At 53.4% G+C, this 17938-nt stretch carries 17 protein-coding genes, 2 pseudogenes and 1 riboswitch; of the genes and pseudogenes, 9 read left to right on the plus strand and 10 right to left on the minus strand.

The features are described from left to right. Positions 1 to 12: 12 nt before the first annotated feature. Complete coding sequence (gene dinG / locus FEK50_RS12875; protein WP_131162146.1) at positions 13 to 2163, minus strand: ATP-dependent DNA helicase DinG; 2151 nt, start codon at positions 2161 to 2163, stop codon at positions 13 to 15. Positions 2164 to 2282: 119 nt separating this feature from the next. Between dinG and ybiA the strand changes: the two genes are divergently transcribed. Beyond that, the gene (gene ybiA, locus FEK50_RS12880) at positions 2283 to 2765 is read left to right on the plus strand and encodes an N-glycosidase YbiA (RefSeq protein WP_131162145.1); all 483 of its coding nucleotides are present in this window, start codon (positions 2283 to 2285) and stop codon (positions 2763 to 2765) included. Between the two features lie 233 nt (positions 2766 to 2998). Here ybiA and rhlE read toward each other — a convergent pair whose 3' ends face one another. Then, positions 2999 to 4363: an ATP-dependent RNA helicase RhlE gene (gene rhlE / locus FEK50_RS12885; protein WP_130205115.1), complete on the minus strand. Its 1365-nt coding sequence runs from the start codon at positions 4361 to 4363 to the stop codon at positions 2999 to 3001. A gap of 228 nt (positions 4364 to 4591) precedes the next feature. Here rhlE and cecR point away from each other — a divergent pair, with 228 nt between their 5' ends. The 5 genes from cecR to FEK50_RS12910 are packed head-to-tail and all read left to right on the plus strand — an operon-like array spanning position 4592 to position 10233. Then, positions 4592 to 5263, plus strand: a complete 672-nt coding sequence (gene cecR / locus FEK50_RS12890) for a DNA-binding transcriptional regulator CecR (protein WP_024191852.1) — start codon at positions 4592 to 4594, stop codon at positions 5261 to 5263. A gap of 2 nt (positions 5264 to 5265) precedes the next feature. After that, entirely contained in the window at positions 5266 to 6261 is a 996-nt protein-coding gene (hlyD, locus tag FEK50_RS12895) for a secretion protein HlyD (RefSeq protein WP_130205709.1), read from the plus strand. Then, a complete protein-coding gene (locus FEK50_RS12900) occupies positions 6254 to 7990 on the plus strand; it encodes an ATP-binding cassette domain-containing protein (protein ID WP_130259778.1) in 1737 nt (578 codons plus the stop codon). Before hlyD ends, FEK50_RS12900 begins: the two co-directional genes overlap by 8 nt. Next, complete coding sequence (locus FEK50_RS12905; RefSeq protein ID WP_000070131.1) at positions 7983 to 9116, plus strand: ABC transporter permease; 1134 nt, start codon at positions 7983 to 7985, stop codon at positions 9114 to 9116. The genes FEK50_RS12900 and FEK50_RS12905 overlap by 8 nt, the downstream gene beginning before the upstream one ends. Positions 9117 to 9126: 10 nt before the next feature. Continuing rightward, complete coding sequence (locus FEK50_RS12910; protein ID WP_000469032.1) at positions 9127 to 10233, plus strand: ABC transporter permease; 1107 nt, start codon at positions 9127 to 9129, stop codon at positions 10231 to 10233. On the opposite strand, the gene FEK50_RS12915 is transcribed toward FEK50_RS12910, so the two are convergent. Continuing rightward, on the minus strand, positions 10195 to 10605 hold the full coding sequence (locus FEK50_RS12915) for a YbhQ family protein (protein WP_025237330.1): 411 nt from the start codon (positions 10603 to 10605) through the stop codon (positions 10195 to 10197). The two genes, FEK50_RS12910 and FEK50_RS12915, sit on opposite strands and share 39 nt — an antisense overlap. A 132-nt stretch (positions 10606 to 10737) precedes the next feature. Between FEK50_RS12915 and FEK50_RS12920 the strand changes: the two genes are divergently transcribed. From FEK50_RS12920 to FEK50_RS12930, 3 genes and pseudogenes are all read left to right on the plus strand, one after another. Then, on the plus strand, positions 10738 to 11499 hold the full coding sequence (locus FEK50_RS12920) for an endonuclease/exonuclease/phosphatase family protein (RefSeq protein WP_131162144.1): 762 nt from the start codon (positions 10738 to 10740) through the stop codon (positions 11497 to 11499). Beyond that, a complete protein-coding gene (gene clsB / locus FEK50_RS12925) occupies positions 11496 to 12737 on the plus strand; it encodes a cardiolipin synthase ClsB (RefSeq protein ID WP_130205109.1) in 1242 nt (413 codons plus the stop codon). Before FEK50_RS12920 ends, clsB begins: the two co-directional genes overlap by 4 nt. Next, positions 12737 to 13693, plus strand: a pseudogene (locus FEK50_RS12930) (YbhN family protein). The gene clsB and the pseudogene FEK50_RS12930 overlap by 1 nt, the downstream one beginning before the upstream one ends. A 35-nt stretch (positions 13694 to 13728) precedes the next feature. Here FEK50_RS12930 and FEK50_RS12935 read toward each other — a convergent pair. The 7 genes and pseudogenes from FEK50_RS12935 to moaA form a co-directional block, all read right to left on the minus strand. Further along, positions 13729 to 13911: pseudogene (locus FEK50_RS12935) on the minus strand (BAX inhibitor (BI)-1/YccA family protein); the annotation flags it as partial. A gap of 125 nt (positions 13912 to 14036) precedes the next feature. Then, positions 14037 to 14741, minus strand: coding sequence for a Bax inhibitor-1/YccA family protein (locus FEK50_RS12940; RefSeq protein ID WP_130205105.1), 705 nt, complete (start codon positions 14739 to 14741; stop codon positions 14037 to 14039). A 135-nt stretch (positions 14742 to 14876) separates the two neighbouring features. Beyond that, positions 14877 to 15329 (minus strand): molybdopterin synthase catalytic subunit MoaE, encoded by a 453-nt coding sequence (gene moaE / locus FEK50_RS12945; protein ID WP_000852287.1) that lies wholly within the window; start codon positions 15327 to 15329, stop codon positions 14877 to 14879. Position 15330: 1 nt separating this feature from the next. Beyond that, entirely contained in the window at positions 15331 to 15576 is a 246-nt protein-coding gene (gene moaD / locus FEK50_RS12950; RefSeq protein WP_000598612.1) for a molybdopterin synthase sulfur carrier subunit, read from the minus strand. Then, entirely contained in the window at positions 15569 to 16054 is a 486-nt protein-coding gene (gene moaC / locus FEK50_RS12955) for a cyclic pyranopterin monophosphate synthase MoaC (protein ID WP_000080885.1), read from the minus strand. Before moaC ends, moaD begins: the two co-directional genes overlap by 8 nt. 2 nt (positions 16055 to 16056) lie before the next feature. Continuing rightward, positions 16057 to 16569 (minus strand): molybdenum cofactor biosynthesis protein B, encoded by a 513-nt coding sequence (gene moaB / locus FEK50_RS12960; protein ID WP_000084634.1) that lies wholly within the window; start codon positions 16567 to 16569, stop codon positions 16057 to 16059. A 21-nt stretch (positions 16570 to 16590) separates the two neighbouring features. After that, positions 16591 to 17580 carry a GTP 3',8-cyclase MoaA gene (gene moaA / locus FEK50_RS12965; RefSeq protein WP_001295301.1) on the minus strand — a complete coding sequence of 330 codons (990 nt, stop codon included), beginning with the start codon at positions 17578 to 17580 and terminating at the stop codon, positions 16591 to 16593. Continuing rightward, a riboswitch (molybdenum cofactor riboswitch) is annotated at positions 17568 to 17712 on the minus strand. Its footprint overlaps the gene before it by 13 nt. Positions 17713 to 17938 lie beyond the last annotated feature (226 nt).

The following is a 17938-nucleotide window of genomic DNA, read 5'->3' on the forward strand; positions in this document are numbered from 1 at the left end:
TGACTCACATCATTAACGCCGCCGACGGCGTGGGGATTTCGCTTTTTCTTTCTTTTTAACTATACCTTCAGGGACTTCCGGTTGCTCAATCGGAAATACCGGTAATGCATCCAGTAGTCGCTTGCCATAGTTTTTGGTCAGCAAGCGTTTATCGTAAATCACCACTTCCCCCCAGCAGCCGTGGCTTCGGATCAAACGCCCAACCTGCTGGATCAGGTTAAACGAGGCGCTCGGCAGGCTTTGCACCTCAAACGGATAGCGGTTGAGGCTTTTCAGCCATTCTCCTTCGGTGATCACCACCGGGCTGTCAATAGGCGGAAAAGCGATTTTGTGGATATGCACCTGGCTGAGAAGATCGCCTTTCAAATCCAGCCCTTCGGCAAAAGACTGTAAACCCACCAGTACGCTGCGCTCACCGTTGGCGACGCGTTTGCGATGCAGTTCAACTAAACGGTAACGCGGCTGATCGCCCTGCACCAGCAACATCAACCGTAAATCCGTCACGTAGTCGAGAAACCGCTGCATCGCACGCCCACTGGCAAACAGCACTAACATACCGAGATGTTTTTTACTCTCTACCTGCTCACGGAAGAACGCCGCCATTTCAGCAATGTGCTGTTCTTCGTTGTCAATGGAAGGCTCAAAGCGCATCCGGGGAATAACAATTTTGCCCTGTTCGCAGTGGTTGAAGGGAGAATCCAGCGCCACAAAGCGGTCGCCTGCTTTCTCTTTCAGCCCGCTCATCTCCTGCAAACGCGAAAAACTGTTCAGCGAACGCAAGGTCGCGGAGGTGACAATAATGTGCGGAATGCTGCGCCACAGCAGCCTTTCCAGTTGATCGCTAACACGTATTCCCACGCAGTGAAACCAGAGATGCAGCTGCCCTTCGCGCTCTTCCCGCGTCGCCCATTTGGTCACGGGCGCACCGGAAGATTGCGCCAGCGAAGCCAACCGCCAGAGTTTGCTTTGCGCCTCAAACATCCCCAGCGCGCGGTTCATCTGCAAAATCAAACGGTGCAGACGCACAATGTCATGAGTACCAGTTTTCTCGCTTAAATCGTTAAGAAATAACTCCGCCAGACCACGCAGCATCTCGGTGAGTTTTGCCAGCCGCTGGCAGATCTCCAGCACTTCATCAGGCAGTTCGCCCATCGCAAAACGGTGCTCTGCCTCCTGCCCGGCAGGCATGTAGAGATTGAGGATGTTGTTTAACGAGGCGATAAGCTCATACAACTCTTCACAATGCGCATTCAAACGCTCAGGGATCGCTAGCGGTGGGATTGTCTTCGGGCGAAACTGCTCCATGCAGGTAGCGACCAGTTTGGTGAACAAGTCCAGCTGTAGCCGATACCACGGTGCGGTGATTTCGGCGCTCATCTCCAGCGCATCCCGCGCCACATCCGGCAGGTGATGACCTTCGTCCAGCACCAGCAGCAGATTTTTCGGGTCAGGTAATACGGCTTCGCTTTCCATCGCCGCCATCACCAGCGCATGGTTTGCCACCACCACTTCCGCTTCCTGAATCTCCCGACGGGCAACAAAAAACGGGCATTCGCGATAGTAATAACAGTTGCGGTTAAGGCAACTGGCCTTGTCGGTACTCAAACGACGCCAGAGATCGTCATCTATAGCGATAGATGTATGATCGCGCAGACCATCCCATTTATAAGTGTCGAGATCGCCCTTCAGCTTCGCACAACGTTTTTGCTCTTCCTGATTATTTGGCGTCAGTTCGTCGTCAAGAAACGCCAGCAGATCCTGTTGCGTGGGTTCAGTGCTGGCGAGCGCCGTCAGATTACGCGGGCAAACGTAGCGCCCACGCCCAAAAGCGGCAGTGAATTTAAGATCGGGAATGATCTTTTTCAGCAGCGGTAAATCTTTGCTGTAGATCTGATCCTGCAACGCCACGTTGGCGGTACTCACCACCAGCGTTTTTTGCTCTTCGCGGGCAATGGCGATGCCGGGAATCAAATAGGAGAGCGTTTTCCCAACGCCGGTGGGCGCTTCAATCGCCAGATGCCGCCCTTCTTCTCCGGCCAGCGTTTTGGCGACGTCCGCAATCATCTGCCGCTGCGGCGCACGGGGAATAAAGTCGGGGATCTGTTCCTGAAGCGCCTTATACCAGGCGGCGATTTGCGCTTTAAGCGCGGCGGTTAATGCCATGAGAAAACCTGAAATACTGTATAAACAGCCAATATTGTGGCATTTTTCGGTTTTCAGGGGTAATGGTTTTTCTGTTTCTGGAAAGCGGCTCGCAATAACCATCAACATAATGCGGTTTAATGCTCGTTCGAGCACAAAGGATCCAACACGTCATGCAAGACACCATCATAAATTTCTACAGCACCGGCGATGACTACGGTGATTTTTCTAACTTTGCCGCCTGGCCCATCAAGGTTGACGGGAAAACCTGGCCCACCTCAGAACACTATTTTCAGGCACAAAAATTCCTTGATGAAAAATACCGCGAAGAGATCCGTCGGGTTTCTTCCCCTATGGTCGCCGCACGCATGGGGCGCGATCGTTCTAAGCCTCTGTGTAAAAACTGGGAGTCGGTCAAAGAACAGGTGATGCGTAAAGCACTTCGCGCTAAATTCGAACAGCATGCAGAACTGCGTGCGCTTTTGCTGGCAACCGCGCCCGCAAAACTGGTTGAGCATACGGAAAATGATGCTTACTGGGGAGACGGTGGTAATGGTAAGGGCAAGAATCGACTGGGCTACCTTTTAATGGAGTTGCGCGAACAATTGGCTATAGAGAAGTAACGTCTCGGGTGGCTTATGGGCGGTAAAACAGAGAAATTTTTTCCCGTGTTCTCAAATTGCTGACAAGTGCTTGTTGTGAAATGCCGGATGCGGCGTAAACGCCTTATCCAACCTACAAAGGCATGCAAATTCAATATATTACAGAGTTCACGTAGGCCTGATAAGCGTAGCGCATCAGGCAGTTTTGCGTTTGTTCATCAGCCTGATGCCGGGCTATGCCCGGCATCAAAAGATTACTGCGCAGCGGCAGGTTTACGCGGACGGCGACGACGTTGTTGCTCGCCTGCCGGTTTGGCATCGCCGAGGCGACGAGACGGTTTTTCTGCGGGCTTCGCATTACCAGACTTCGCACCACCTTCAGCGCGGCGTGGTTGCTGTTGACCGCGACCACCACCTTGCCCACGACCGCCGCCACCACGTTGCTGGCGACCATTCTGGATTGGTTCCGCTTTGATTGACGGGTCCGGCTCATAGCCAGGAATCGCAATGCGCGGGATCTCTTTTTTCAGCAGTTTTTCGATATCACGCAGCAGTTTGTGTTCATCAACACATACCAGCGACAACGCTTCACCAGTAGCTGCCGCGCGACCGGTACGCCCGATACGGTGGACATAATCTTCCGGTACGTTTGGCAGTTCATAGTTGACGACGTGCGGCAACTCTTCGATATCCAGACCGCGCGCAGCGATGTCAGTTGCCACCAGTACGCGAATATCGCCCGATTTAAAATCGGCCAGCGCACGAGTACGCGCACCTTGCGATTTATTACCGTGGATCGCCGCACTGCGGATACCATCTTTATTAAGCTGTTCCGCCAGATGGTTAGCGCCATGTTTGGTACGGGTAAACACCAGCACCTGCTGCCAGTTCCCTTTACCAATCATATGCGACAGCAATTCGCGTTTGCGTTTCTTATCAACAAAGTGAACGTGCTGGGTCACCTGATCAGACGCGGTATTGCGGCGTGCCACTTCGATTTCCAGCGGGTTGTGCAGCAGCTTTTCTGCCAGGGCTTTAATATCGTCAGAGAAAGTGGCGGAGAACAGCAGGTTCTGGCGCTTCGCTGGCAGTTTTGTTAACACGCGACGAATATCGTGGATAAAGCCCATGTCGAGCATGCGGTCAGCTTCATCGAGGACGAGGATTTCTATCTGGTCCAGCTTCACCGCATTCTGATGTTCCAGGTCCAGCAAACGCCCCGGCGTTGCCACCAGCACATCAACGCCGCCACGCAGTTTCATCATCTGCGGGTTAATGCTCACACCACCAAACACCACCAGCGAACGAATGTTCAGGTATTTGCTGTAATCACGGACGTTTTCGCCAATCTGCGCCGCCAGTTCACGGGTCGGGGTAAGAATGAGCGCACGAACCGGACGACGCCCTTTGGCGTGCGGCTCGCGGGAAATCAGGTGTTGTAGTAGCGGCAACGTAAAGCCCGCTGTTTTGCCCGTGCCGGTCTGGGCACTGGCCATCAGGTCGCGGCCTTCCAGCACCGCAGGGATCGCCTGCTGCTGAATAGGGGTGGGTTCACGGTAACCTTGCTCGGCAACGGCGCGCAGGATATCAGGGCTTAAACCCAAAGAATCGAAAGACATAACTACTCCGAACCGCCCCGACCGTTACCGGTGTAGTTTTCAGGGAGATACTGAAAAGGAAAATGACAAAAACCACAATGTCATGAGGGAGCGGAGTGTAGCAGTTTTTGTGACGCAGCGCATAAATTATCCCTGTGACTGGCGTTGCTAAAATTCCTGGCCATACTGGACAACGCTAAAAATGAGTCATAATCTTAATCAATCATTTGATTAAGAATGGGCTGTGCTATGAATAGTCCTGCCATGACAACCAAAGGTGAACAGGCGAAAAAACAGCTGATTGCTGCAGCACTGGCACAGTTTGGTGAGTATGGAATGAACGCCACCACCCGCGATATCGCCGCCCAGGCCGGGCAGAATATCGCTGCCATTACCTATTACTTCGGTTCGAAAGAGGATTTGTACCTCGCCTGCGCCCAGTGGATTGCCGATTTCATTGGCGAGCAGTTCCGTCCGCACGCCGAGGAAGCCGAACGCTTGTTCGCACAACCACAGCCGGATCGCGCCGCTATCCGCGAACTGATCCTTCGCGCCTGCAGGAACATGATCCAACTGCTCACCCAGGATGACACCGTCAACCTCAGCAAGTTTATCTCCCGTGAACAGCTCTCTCCCACGGCGGCCTACCATCTAGTGCATGAACAGGTGATTAGCCCGCTACACAGCCACCTGACACGCCTGATTGCCGCCTGGACCGGCTGCGACGCCAACGACACCCGCATGATCCTCCATACCCATGCGTTGATTGGTGAGATTCTGGCGTTTCGTCTCGGCAAAGAAACGATTCTGTTACGTACCGGCTGGACCGCGTTCGATGAAGAAAAGACCGAACTGATTAACCAGACGGTAACCTGTCATATCGACCTGATTTTGCAAGGATTATCGCAAAGGAGTTTGTAGTGATGAAAAAACCTGTCGTGATTGGACTGGCGGTAGTGGTACTTGCCGCCGTGATTGCCGGAGGCTACTGGTGGTATCAAAGTCGCCAGGATAACGGCCTGACGCTGTATGGCAATGTGGATATTCGCACCGTAAATCTGAGCTTCCGTGTCGGTGGTCGCGTTGAATCGCTGGCGGTGGACGAAGGTGATGCGATCAAAGCAGGTCAGGTGCTGGGCGAGCTGGATCACAAGCCATATGAGATTGCGCTGATGCAAGCGAAGGCTGGCGTTTCGGTGGCGCAGGCGCAGTATGACCTGATGCTTGCCGGGTATCGCGATGAAGAAATCGCTCAGGCTGCCGCAGCGGTGAAACAGGCGCAGGCCGCCTATGACTATGCGCAGAACTTCTATGCCCGGCAGCAAGGATTGTGGAAAAGCCGCACCATTTCGGCAAATGACCTGGAAAATGCCCGCTCCTCGCGCGACCAGGCACAGGCAACGCTGAAATCAGCACAGGATAAATTGCGTCAGTACCGTTCCGGTAACCGTGAACAGGACATCGCCCAGGCGAAAGCCAGCCTCGAACAGGCACAGGCGCAACTGGCGCAGGCGGAACTGAATTTACAGGACTCAACGCTGGTAGCCCCCTCTGATGGCACGCTGTTAACCCGCGCGGTAGAGCCTGGCACGGTCCTCAATGAAGGTGGCACGGTGTTTACCGTCTCACTGACACGTCCGGTGTGGGTGCGCGCTTATGTTGATGAACGTAACCTTGACCAGGCCCAGCCAGGTCGCAAAGTGCTGCTTTATACCGATGGTCGCCCGAATAAGCCCTATCACGGACAAATTGGCTTTGTCTCGCCAACCGCTGAATTTACGCCGAAAACCGTCGAAACGCCGGATCTGCGTACCGACCTCGTCTATCGCCTGCGTATTGTGGTGACCGACGCCGATGATGCGTTACGCCAGGGAATGCCGGTGACGGTGCAATTCGGTAACGAGGCAGGACATGAATGATGCCGTTATCACGCTAAACGGCCTGGAAAAACGCTTTCCGGGCATGGAAAAGCCCGCCGTCGCGCCGCTCGATTGTACCATTCATGCCGGTTATGTGACGGGGCTGGTGGGGCCGGACGGTGCGGGCAAAACCACGCTGATGCGGATGCTGGCGGGATTACTGAAACCCGACAGCGGCAGCGCCACGGTGATTGGCTTTGATCCGATCAAAAACGACGCTGCGCTGCACGCCGTTCTCGGCTATATGCCGCAGAAATTCGGCCTGTATGAAGATCTGACGGTGATGGAGAACCTCAATCTGTACGCGGATTTGCGCAGCGTCACCGGTGAAGCACGTAAACAGACTTTTGCTCGCCTGCTGGAGTTTACGTCTCTTGGCCCGTTTACCGGACGGCTGGCGGGCAAGCTCTCCGGCGGGATGAAGCAAAAACTCGGCCTGGCCTGTACCCTGGTGGGCGAACCGAAAGTGTTGCTGCTCGATGAGCCCGGCGTCGGCGTTGACCCCATCTCACGGCGCGAACTGTGGCAGATGGTGCATGAGCTGGCAGGCGAAGGAATGTTAATTCTCTGGAGCACCTCGTATCTCGACGAAGCCGAACAGTGCCGTGACGTGTTACTGATGAACGAAGGCGAGCTGCTGTATCAGGGAGAACCGACGGCCCTGACGCAAACCATGGCCGGACGCAGCTTTCTGATGACCAGCCCGCACGAGGGCAACCGCAAACTGCTACAACGCGCCTTGAAACTACCGCAGGTCAGCGACGGCATGATTCAGGGGAAATCGGTACGCCTGATCCTCAAAAAAGAGGCCACGCCAGACGATATTCGCCATGCCGACGGGATGCCGGAAATCGACATCAACCCAACCACGCCCCGCTTTGAAGATGCGTTTATTGACTTGCTGGGCGGTGCCGGAACCTCGGAATCGCCGCTGGGCGCAATATTACATACGGTGGAAGGCACACCTGGCGAGACGGTGATCGAAGCGAAAGAACTGACCAAGAAATTTGGTGATTTTGCCGCCACCGATCACGTCAACTTTGCCGTTAAACGTGGGGAGATTTTTGGTTTGCTCGGGCCAAACGGCGCGGGTAAATCCACCACCTTTAAGATGATGTGTGGTTTGCTGGTGCCGACCTCTGGTCAGGCGCTGGTACTGGGGATGGATCTGAAAGAGAGTTCAGGTAAAGCGCGCCAGCATCTCGGCTATATGGCGCAAAAGTTTTCGCTCTACGGCAACCTGACGGTCGAACAGAATTTACGCTTTTTTTCTGGTGTTTATGGCTTACGCGGTCGGGCGCAGAACGAAAAAATCTCCCGTATGAGCGAGGCATTTGGCCTGAAAAGTATCGCCTCACATGCCACCGATGAACTGCCATTAGGTTTTAAACAGCGGCTGGCACTGGCCTGTTCGCTGATGCATGAACCGGACATTCTGTTTCTCGATGAACCAACTTCCGGCGTTGATCCCATCACCCGCCGTGAATTTTGGCTGCACATCAACAGCATGGTAGAGAAAGGCGTCACGGTGATGGTCACCACCCACTTTATGGATGAAGCGGAATATTGCGACCGCATCGGCCTGGTGTACCGTGGGAAATTAATCGCCAGCGGCACGCCGGACGATTTGAAAGCACAGTCGGCTAACAATGAGCAACCCGATCCCACTATGGAGCAAGCCTTTATTCAGCTGATCCACGACTGGGATAAGGAGCATGGCAATGAGTAATCCGATCCTTTCCTGGCGTCGCGTGCGGGCGCTGTGCGTCAAAGAGACGCGGCAGATCGTTCGCGATCCGAGTAGCTGGCTGATTGCGGTAGTGATCCCACTGCTACTGCTGTTTATTTTTGGATACGGCATTAACCTCGACTCCAGCAAGCTGCGCGTCGGGATTTTACTGGAACAGCGTAGCGAAGCGGCGCTGGATTTCACCCACACCATGACCGGTTCGCCCTACATCGACGCCACCATCAGCGATAACCGTCAGGAACTGATCGCCAAAATGCAGGCGGGAAAAATTCGTGGTCTGGTGGTGATTCCGGTGGATTTTGCGGAACAGATGGAGCGCGCCAACGCCACCGCACCGATTCAGGTGATCACCGACGGCAGTGAGCCGAATACCGCTAACTTTGTGCAGGGGTATGTCGAAGGGATCTGGCAGATCTGGCAAATGCAGCGAGCGGAGGATAACGGGCAGACTTTTGAACCGCTTATTGATGTACAAACCCGCTACTGGTTTAACCCGGCGGCGATAAGCCAACACTTTATTATCCCCGGTGCGGTGACCATTATCATGACGGTCATCGGCGCGATTCTCACCTCGCTGGTGGTGGCGCGAGAATGGGAGCGCGGCACCATGGAGGCTTTGCTGTCTACGGAGATTACCCGCACGGAACTGCTGCTGTGTAAGCTGATCCCTTATTACTTCCTCGGTATGCTGGCGATGTTGCTGTGTATGCTGGTGTCGGTGTTTATTCTCGGCGTGCCGTATCGCGGGTCGCTGCTGATTCTGTTTTTTATCTCCAGCCTGTTTTTACTCAGTACCCTGGGGATGGGGCTGCTGATTTCAACGATTACCCGCAACCAGTTCAACGCCGCTCAGGTCGCCCTGAACGCCGCGTTCCTGCCGTCGATTATGCTTTCCGGCTTTATATTTCAGATCGACAGTATGCCCGCGGTGATCCGCGCGGTGACGTACATTATTCCCGCACGTTATTTCGTCAGCACCCTGCAAAGCCTGTTCCTCGCTGGGAATATTCCAGTGGTGCTGGTGGTGAACGTGCTGTTTTTGATCGCTTCGGCGGTGATGTTTATCGGCCTGACATGGCTTAAAACCAAACGTCGGCTGGATTAGGGAGAAGAGCATGTTTCATCGCTTATGGACGTTAATCCGCAAAGAGTTGCAGTCGCTGCTGCGCGAACCGCAAACCCGCGCGATTCTGATTTTACCCGTGCTGATTCAGGTGATCCTGTTCCCGTTCGCCGCCACGCTGGAAGTGACCAACGCCACCATCGCCATCTACGATGAAGATAACGGCGAGCACTCGGTAGAACTTACTCAACGTTTTGCCCGCGCCAGCGCCTTTACCCATGTGCTGCTGCTGAAAAGCCCGCAGGAAATCCGCCCGACCATCGACACACAAAAGGCGTTACTACTGGTGCGTTTCCCGGCTGACTTCTCGCGCAAACTGGATACCTTCCAGACCGCGCCGTTGCAGTTGATCCTCGACGGGCGTAACTCCAACAGTGCGCAAATTGCCGCTAACTACCTACAACAGATCGTCAAAAATTATCAGCAGGAGCTGCTGGAAGGAAAACCGAAACCCAACAACAGCGAGCTGGTGGTACGCAACTGGTATAACCCGAATCTCGACTACAAATGGTTTGTGGTGCCGTCGCTGATCGCCATGATCACCACTATCGGCGTAATGATCGTCACTTCACTTTCCGTCGCCCGCGAACGTGAACAAGGTACGCTCGATCAGCTACTGGTTTCGCCGCTCACCACCTGGCAGATATTCATCGGCAAAGCCGTACCGGCATTAATTGTCGCCACCTTCCAGGCCACTATTGTGCTGGCGATTGGTATCTGGGCGTATCAAATCCCCTTCGCCGGATCGCTGGCGTTGTTCTACTTTACGATGGTGATTTACGGTTTATCGCTGGTGGGATTCGGTCTGTTGATTTCATCACTCTGTTCAACACAACAGCAGGCGTTTATCGGCGTGTTCGTCTTTATGATGCCCGCCATTCTGCTTTCCGGTTACGTTTCGCCGGTGGAGAACATGCCAGTATGGCTGCAAAACCTGACCTGGGTTAACCCTATTCGCCACTTTACGGACATTACCAAGCAGATTTATTTGAAGGATGCGAGTCTGGATATTGTGTGGAACAGTTTGTGGCCGCTACTGGTGATAACGGCCACGACAGGGTCAGCGGCGTACGCGATGTTTAGACGTAAGGTGATGTAACTTCTTATCTTTCGCCAGTAACGACACTACCGCCGGGCCGGCAAGGATCGCCAGCCCTGCAACGGCCAACAAATAGTTATTTTCCAGTACGCGGGACAGCAGCCACAGCACAATCAGCGCCGCGCCAAAATACCAGGTGGTGGTCAGCTCTTCCAGCACATCCGCCACCTCACGCCAGCGTTGCTCGGGGTGACGCTGAAACACCAGCATCATTACCACAGTGACACAATACAGCACGCATAATCCCACGCCGACGTGAACCAGAGTTTTACTCATCCAGCCCACCACCAGCAGCGCCACTACCAGTAAATGCAACATAATCTGCCAGCAACTTAGGCCAGTTGCGACACGAACACGTTGTTGCCACTTCATGGCTTCTCTCCTGAAGAATTTATCTCTACTTACTCAGAGTACCGAACTTTACGGAAAATTCCGTAAGACCGCACCTTTTTGTGACGCCGACTACACTATTTCAATGAGATAAGAGGCCAAAACGGGAAAATTATGCCCGACCAAACACAACACTTTTCGTTCAAGGTACTCACCATCAATATTCACAAAGGCTTTACCGCGTTCAACCGACGCTTCATTTTGCCGGAACTTCGCGACGCCGTGCGCACCGTCGGCGCCGATATAGTTTGCCTGCAGGAAGTGATGGGCGCGCACGAAGTTCATCCGCTACATGTGAAAAACTGGCCCGATACCTCGCACTACGAGTTTCTCGCCGACACAATGTGGAGCGATTTTGCCTACGGTCGCAATGCTGTGTATCCGGAAGGGCATCACGGCAACGCCGTACTGTCGCGCTATCCCATTGAACATTATGAGAATCGTGATGTTTCGGTCGATGGTGCGGAAAAGCGCGGCGTGCTCTACTGCCGCATTGTGCCGCCGATGACCGGGAAAGCGATTCATGTGATGTGCGTACATTTGGGCCTGCGTGAGGCGCACCGTCAGGCGCAGATTGCGCTGCTCGCCGAATGGGTGAATGAGCTGCCGGACGGCGAACCGGTATTGGTGGCGGGTGATTTCAACGACTGGCGGCAAAAAGCTAATCATCCGTTAAAAGTGCAGGCCGGGCTGGATGAGATATTTACCCGCGCCCACGGGCGCCCGGCGCGCACGTTTCCGGTGCAATTTCCTCTACTACGACTGGACAGGATCTACGTCAAAAATGCCAGCGCCAGCACGCCAACCGCGTTGCCGCTGCGGACATGGCGACACCTTTCTGATCATGCCCCTTTAAGTGCGGAGATTCATTTATGAAATGTAGCTGGCGCGAAGGCAATAAGATCCAGTTGCTGGAAAATGGCGAGCAATATTATCCCGCGGTGTTTAAAGCAATTGGCGAAGCGCAAGAACGCATCATTCTTGAAACGTTTATCTGGTTTGAGGATGACGTCGGCAAACAGCTGCATGCGGCGCTACTGGCAGCAGCGCAACGCGGAGTAAAAGCGGAAGTCTTGCTGGATGGCTACGGTTCGCCGGATCTCAGCGATGAGTTTGTCAATGAACTGACGGCGGCTGGCGTGGTGTTCCGCTACTACGATCCCCGCCCTCGCCTTTTTGGTATGCGCACCAATGTGTTTCGCCGGATGCATCGCAAAATTGTGGTGATCGACGCGCGTATCGCCTTTATTGGCGGGCTGAATTACTCCGCTGAGCATATGTCCAGCTACGGTCCAGAGGCTAAACAGGATTACGCGGTACGCCTCGAAGGGCCGATTGTTGAAGATATTCTACAATTTGAACTGGAAAACCTGCCGGGGCAGAGCGCGGCACGACGCTGGTGGCGACGTCATCATAAAGCGGAAGAAAACCGCCAGCCAGGAGAAGCGCAGGTATTGCTGGTCTGGCGCGATAACGAAGAACATCGCGATGATATCGAACGTCACTATCTGAAAATGCTCACTCAGGCGCGGCGGGAAGTCATTATCGCCAACGCCTACTTCTTCCCCGGCTATCGATTTTTACACGCCTTACGTAAAGCGGCACGGCGCGGGGTGCGGATCAAACTGATCATTCAGGGCGAACCGGATATGCCCATTGTCAGAGTCGGCGCACGCTTGCTGTATAACTATCTGGTTAAAGGCGGCGTTCAGGTGTTTGAGTACCGCCGCCGCCCGCTACATGGCAAAGTCGCATTGATGGACGATCACTGGGCAACGGTGGGTTCCAGTAATCTCGACCCGCTCAGTTTGTCGCTGAATCTCGAAGCAAATGTCATCATCCACGATCGAAACTTTAATCAGACGCTGCGAGACAATCTTAACGGCATTATCACCGCCGATTGCCAGCAAGTGGATGAAAGTATGCTGCCAAAACGGACCTGGTGGAACCTGACCAAAAGCGTGCTGGCGTTCCACTTTTTACGCCACTTCCCGGCGCTGGTGGGCTGGCTTCCGGCACACACGCCACATCTGGCGCAAGTTGATCCCCCCGCACAACCGGCAATGGAAACGCAGGATCGGGTCGAAACTGAAAGTTCGGGGATGAAGCCCTGATGAGTAAATCACATCCGCGCTGGCGCTTAGCAAAGAAGATCCTCACCTGGCTGTTTTTTATCGCGGTGATTGTGTTGCTGGTGGTCTACGCCAAAAAGGTGAACTGGGAAGAGGTCTGGAAGGTCATCCGCGACTACAATCGCGTTGCGCTGCTCAGTGCGGTTGGGCTGGTGGTCATCAGTTATCTGATTTACGGCTGCTATGACCTGCTCGCCCGCTTCTACTGCGGTCACAAACTGGCGAAACGCCAGGTGATGCTGGTGTCGTTTATCTGCTACGCCTTCAACCTGACACTCAGTACCTGGGTCGGCGGCATTGGTATGCGCTATCGTTTGTACTCCCGGCTAGGGTTACCGGGCAGCACTATTACACGAATTTTCTCGCTCAGTATTACCACCAACTGGCTGGGCTATATTTTACTGGCAGGGATTATCTTTACCGCAGGCGTGGTGGAGCTGCCGGATCACTGGTATGTCGATCAAACTACGCTGCGTATTCTCGGCATTAGCTTACTGATGATTATCGCGGTTTATTTGTAGTTTTGCGCTTTCGCGAAGCACCGCCATATGACCATCAAAGGGCAAAAGCTGGTGCTGCCTTCATGGAAATTCGCCCTCGCCCAGATGCTGATTTCCAGCGTTAACTGGATGGTAATGGGAGCGATTATCTGGCTGTTACTCGGTCAAAGCGTGAACTATTTCTTTGTACTGGGCGTGTTGCTGGTTAGTAGTATTGCTGGGGTAATTGTGCATATTCCGGCGGGAATTGGTGTGCTGGAAGCGGTGTTTATCGCGCTACTGGCTGGGGAGCATACATCCAAAGGCACAATTATCGCCGCCCTGCTCGCTTACCGTGTGCTGTATTACTTTATCCCGCTGCTGCTGGCGCTGATCTGTTACCTGTTGCTGGAAAGCCAGGCGAAGAAGCTACGGGCGAAAAATGAAGCGGCGATGTGAAGTTCGGTTAAGTTCTTTAGTATGTGCATTTACGACTAATGAAAAAACCGCGTATGCCTTTGCCAGACAAGCGTTATCGCTATTGCTGCAAGTATCCCAAAGAAGCCGATAAAATAGTAATAGAGTGTTAATGCACCTATAAAAGCGCAACGAACCGGACTCCATAATTCTTCACTATGGCATTTTCCCGCCAGTTCAAGGAGCTTATTTCGTCCATGAAAGATGGATGCGAAAAACACAACCGCCACGCCATAAATTGCTTTTTATACCAGACTCTTGTTTGTTATCGTTTTAAATAAAAAAATCCCGACACATGGCCGGGATATTGGTGGTGAAAAAAGAATTAACGACGATTGCCAAAAATTCGCAGCAACATCAGGAACAGGTTGATGAAGTCCAGATACAAGGTTAATGCGCCAAGAATGGAATATTTGCGCAGGTTCGACGCGTCACGGGTATCAATCTGCTCACCCATATTTTTCAATTTCTGAGTGTCATACGCCGTCAATCCGACAAAGACAATCACGCCGATGTAGGTGACCGCCCACATCAACGCTTCGCTTTTCAGCCAGAAGTTGACCAGCGATGCCAGCACAATGCCGATCAACGCCATAAACAGCATATTGCCGAAGCCGCTTAAATCGCGTTTGGTTGTGTAACCGTACAGGCTCATTGCGCCGAACATCCCGGCAGTAACGACGAAGGTGCTGGCGATAGAGGCAGCGGTATAGACAATGAAAATACTGGAAAGCGTCAGGCCCGTCAGCGCTGAATAAAGCATAAAGAGCATGGTTGTCACACCTGCACTCAGCTTTTGAATCATCGCTGATAACACAATAACCAGAGCTAATTGTGCTATTACCAGACCAATTAAAAAGATGCGGTTGGTGAATAACAGCTCCATAACGGCGGCGGAATTGGCCGCATACCAGGCAACAAACGCGGTAAGCAGCAAGCCTACCGTCATCCAGCCATAGACCTGTGCCATATAGGTTTGCAGGCCAGCTCGGGTTTGTACGATTGAATCAGAACGTGGGAATCTGTCCATGACTTTCTCCTGAAGATATAAGGAATATCTTAAGGATACTGCAAATGATGGGGCTGTGCATCGACGCAGCGTAAACGCATGTACTGAGCGGTGAAATTGCCGGATGCAGCTGTGCGGTATCCGGCCTGCTAAAAACTACCAGCGTTTTGCCGCCTGCTGATCGCTCTCCCGAGCTTCGACCCAGCGGTCGCCTTCCGGCGTGGCTTCGCGCTTCCAGAACGGCGCGCGGGTTTTGAGATAGTCCATAATAAACTGCCCGGCTTCGAACGCACTGCTGCGATGCGCACTGGTAACACCGACAAAAACAATTTCATCACCCGGCCATAATTCACCAATGCGGTGAATTACCGTGACGCGCCCCAGCGGCCAGCGGTTACGCGCTTCATCAACGATTTCCGCCAGTGCTTTTTCTGTCATTCCCGGATAGTGTTCGAGGGTTAATGCTTTGACGCTGTCTCCCAGGTTATGATTGCGCACCTTACCGGTAAACGTGACCACTGCACCGTCTTCGTCACGCTCCGCCAGCCACGGGTACTCTTCCCCTACACTGAACGGCTGCGGGCCGACAACAATTTTGGTTTCTGCCATTTTAACCTCCGGTTACCGGCGGGAAGAAAGCCACTTCGTCGCCGTCAGTCAGCGGATGGTCAAAACTCACCAGCGTCTGGTTGACGGCAGCCAGCAATTTGCCATCTTCCAGCGCCAGCGCCCAGCGATCGCTCTGCGCAGCCAGGTGCTGGCGTAACGCTTCAACGGTTGGGAAATCCGCAGCCACTTCGGTTGCATCTGTTCCCACTAACTCGCGCACCTGGGCGAAAAAAAGAACTTTAATCATCCGCTTCCACCTTAAAGTCACCTGATTTGCCGCCGCTCTTTGCCAGCAAACGTACCGGACCAATCACCATATCTTTTTGCACCGCTTTGCACATGTCATAAATGGTCAGCGCCGCCACGGAGGCCGCGGTTAACGCTTCCATTTCAACGCCGGTTTTCCCGGTCAGGCGGCATAAGGTTTCTATACGCACCCGATTGTGCTCCGGCTCGGCTTGTAAATTGACTTCGACTTTACTGAGCATCAGCGGATGACACAGCGGGATCAGATCCCAGGTGCGTTTTGCCGCCTGAATACCGGCAATACGTGCTGTAGCAAACACGTCGCCTTTGTGGTGGCGACCATCGATGATCATCGCCAGCGTCTCGCTGCGCATGGTGACAAAGGCTTCCGCCCGCGCTTCACGTACAGTTTCCGCTTTGGCGGAGACATCCACCATGTGCGCTTCGCCAGCGGCGTTGATATGGGTCAGTTGCGACATACTTATTTCTTCAAATGTGGATGGAAATTGCATGGACGTGTACGGGCATCCAGTTGCGGCGCGATGATATTTTCCCACGCGGTGCGGCACGCTTTGGTCGAGCCCGGCATGGCGAAAATCAGTGTCTTGTTAGCGACGCCCGCTACCGCACGGGATTGCAACGTTGCGGTGCCAATCTCTTCAAATGACAGCATACGGAACACTTCGCCGAAACCTTCGACTTCACGGTCGAACAGCGGCAGCAGTGCTTCGGGAGCCTGATCGCCTTCCGTCAGGCCTGTGCCGCCAGTAATCAACACCACCTGTACATCGTCGCTGGCGATCCACGCAGATACCTGAGCGCGAATAGCGTAGCGGTTTTCTTTGACAATGGCTTTATCGACAACGTGATGGCCCGCTTCCTGCGCCGAATCGCGCAGATAGTGACCGGAGGTATCGTCTTCTTCACCGCGACGATTAGAAACCGTAAGAATAGCAATACGGGTCGGGATAAATTCAGTGCTTACCTGACTCATCTGATCTCTCCTTTTGACGTTTTAGCCGCCAATGTACGATAAGTTTTGCGTAATACCGGTGTTGTTTTGATGCAGGAAATGGGTCTGTTTTTTCTCCCGCAGCGCCGCTGAAATACGCGCTTCCAGCGCCTGTTGCTGGGTATCGTCTTCCAGCAGATCGCGCAGGTTAACGCCGCCCTCACCAAACAGGCAGAGATGGAGTTTACCAATGGAGGAAACGCGCAGGCGGTTGCAGGTGGCACAGAAGTCTTTTTCATACGGCATGATTAGGCCAATCTCTCCGGCGTAATCCGGATGACAAAAGACTTGCGCGGGACCGTCACTACGTTGACGTAATTGGTGGATCCAGCCGCGACGCAGTAGCTCGTCACGCAGAACCTGACCAGAGATGTGATGCTTACGGAAGAGCTCGCTGCCCTCGCCCGTTTCCATCAGTTCAATGAAACGCAGCTGGATAGGACGATGCTGGATCCAGTTCAGAAAAGTGTCGAGCTGGTGATGGTTGACATCGCGCATCAGCACGGTATTGACTTTGACCTTCTCAAAGCCCGCCTCAAATGCAGCATCGATGCCAGCCATGACCTGATTGAATTTATCCTGGCCGGTAATGGCATGAAACTGACGAGCGTCGAGACTATCAACACTGACGTTAATGCCCGTCAGTCCGGCATCGCGCCAGTTCGCCACGTCGCGTTCCAGACGGTAACCATTAGTGGTGACCGCAATCTGACGGATGGCGTCATTTTCCCGCACTGCGGCGATGATATCGGTAAAGTCGCGACGTAAAGACGGCTCTCCGCCTGTCAGACGAACTTTTTCGGTGCCCAGACTGGCAAAGGCGCGCGTAACCCGGCGAATTTCATCGACGGTCAGAAAGCCTTTATTGGTGACGCCGCTCGGCTTGTAGCCATCCGGCAGGCAATATGTGCAACGAAAGTTACACACATCGGTAATCGACAGGCGCAAGTAATAAAACTTACGCGCAAATGCATCAGTCAGTTGTGAAGCCATGTACACCTTTCCAGATACGGGAGGCGAAGTCATTTCTTCCTTCGCCCTGGTGGCAACCTTTCAAAGCATTGTCACGGCCAAAGCACCATATCAGTTGACCCAGGTGCAGAGGCTAGAGTGTTTAGTGGTTATGCCGATACTAGCGCGTAAATGAGATTTTTACCATTCACCCTTTTCGCTATGTAATCATGTATATAGCGTCATGATCGGCCTATTTCGCTACAGAATAAGGGAAAATGGCGGTTTTACTTTGATATACATCATCAGGGACGCAGAGCGAATATTGTCCTTTGGGGGTAGAAAACCATGAGTTGTATCCTCAATATTGGCAGGCTAATTGCTGTTTCCCCGTAATTTG

Origin of the sequence: Escherichia sp. E2586 (assembly GCF_005781105.1) — a bacterium.
GTDB lineage: Bacteria > Pseudomonadota > Gammaproteobacteria > Enterobacterales > Enterobacteriaceae > Escherichia.

Coding starts and splice junctions, on each gene's coding strand:
- moaE (WP_000852287.1), bottom strand. CDS start 15,329: ATGGCAGAAACCAAAATTGTTGTCGGCCCGCAGCCGTTCAGTGTAGGG.
- rhlE (WP_130205115.1), bottom strand. CDS start 4,363: ATGTCTTTCGATTCTTTGGGTTTAAGCCCTGATATCCTGCGCGCCGTT.
- FEK50_RS12900 (WP_130259778.1), top strand. CDS start 6,254: ATGAATGATGCCGTTATCACGCTAAACGGCCTGGAAAAACGCTTTCCG.
- clsB (WP_130205109.1), top strand. CDS start 11,496: ATGAAATGTAGCTGGCGCGAAGGCAATAAGATCCAGTTGCTGGAAAAT.
- cecR (WP_024191852.1), top strand. CDS start 4,592: ATGAATAGTCCTGCCATGACAACCAAAGGTGAACAGGCGAAAAAACAG.
- ybiA (WP_131162145.1), top strand. CDS start 2,283: ATGCTCGTTCGAGCACAAAGGATCCAACACGTCATGCAAGACACCATC.
- moaA (WP_001295301.1), bottom strand. CDS start 17,580: ATGGCTTCACAACTGACTGATGCATTTGCGCGTAAGTTTTATTACTTG.
- FEK50_RS12920 (WP_131162144.1), top strand. CDS start 10,738: ATGCCCGACCAAACACAACACTTTTCGTTCAAGGTACTCACCATCAAT.
- FEK50_RS12940 (WP_130205105.1), bottom strand. CDS start 14,741: ATGGACAGATTCCCACGTTCTGATTCAATCGTACAAACCCGAGCTGGC.
- moaB (WP_000084634.1), bottom strand. CDS start 16,569: ATGAGTCAGGTAAGCACTGAATTTATCCCGACCCGTATTGCTATTCTT.
- moaD (WP_000598612.1), bottom strand. CDS start 15,576: ATGATTAAAGTTCTTTTTTTCGCCCAGGTGCGCGAGTTAGTGGGAACA.
- FEK50_RS12910 (WP_000469032.1), top strand. CDS start 9,127: ATGTTTCATCGCTTATGGACGTTAATCCGCAAAGAGTTGCAGTCGCTG.
- moaC (WP_000080885.1), bottom strand. CDS start 16,054: ATGTCGCAACTGACCCATATCAACGCCGCTGGCGAAGCGCACATGGTG.
- FEK50_RS12905 (WP_000070131.1), top strand. CDS start 7,983: ATGAGTAATCCGATCCTTTCCTGGCGTCGCGTGCGGGCGCTGTGCGTC.
- hlyD (WP_130205709.1), top strand. CDS start 5,266: ATGAAAAAACCTGTCGTGATTGGACTGGCGGTAGTGGTACTTGCCGCC.
- dinG (WP_131162146.1), bottom strand. CDS start 2,163: ATGGCATTAACCGCCGCGCTTAAAGCGCAAATCGCCGCCTGGTATAAG.
- FEK50_RS12915 (WP_025237330.1), bottom strand. CDS start 10,605: ATGAAGTGGCAACAACGTGTTCGTGTCGCAACTGGCCTAAGTTGCTGG.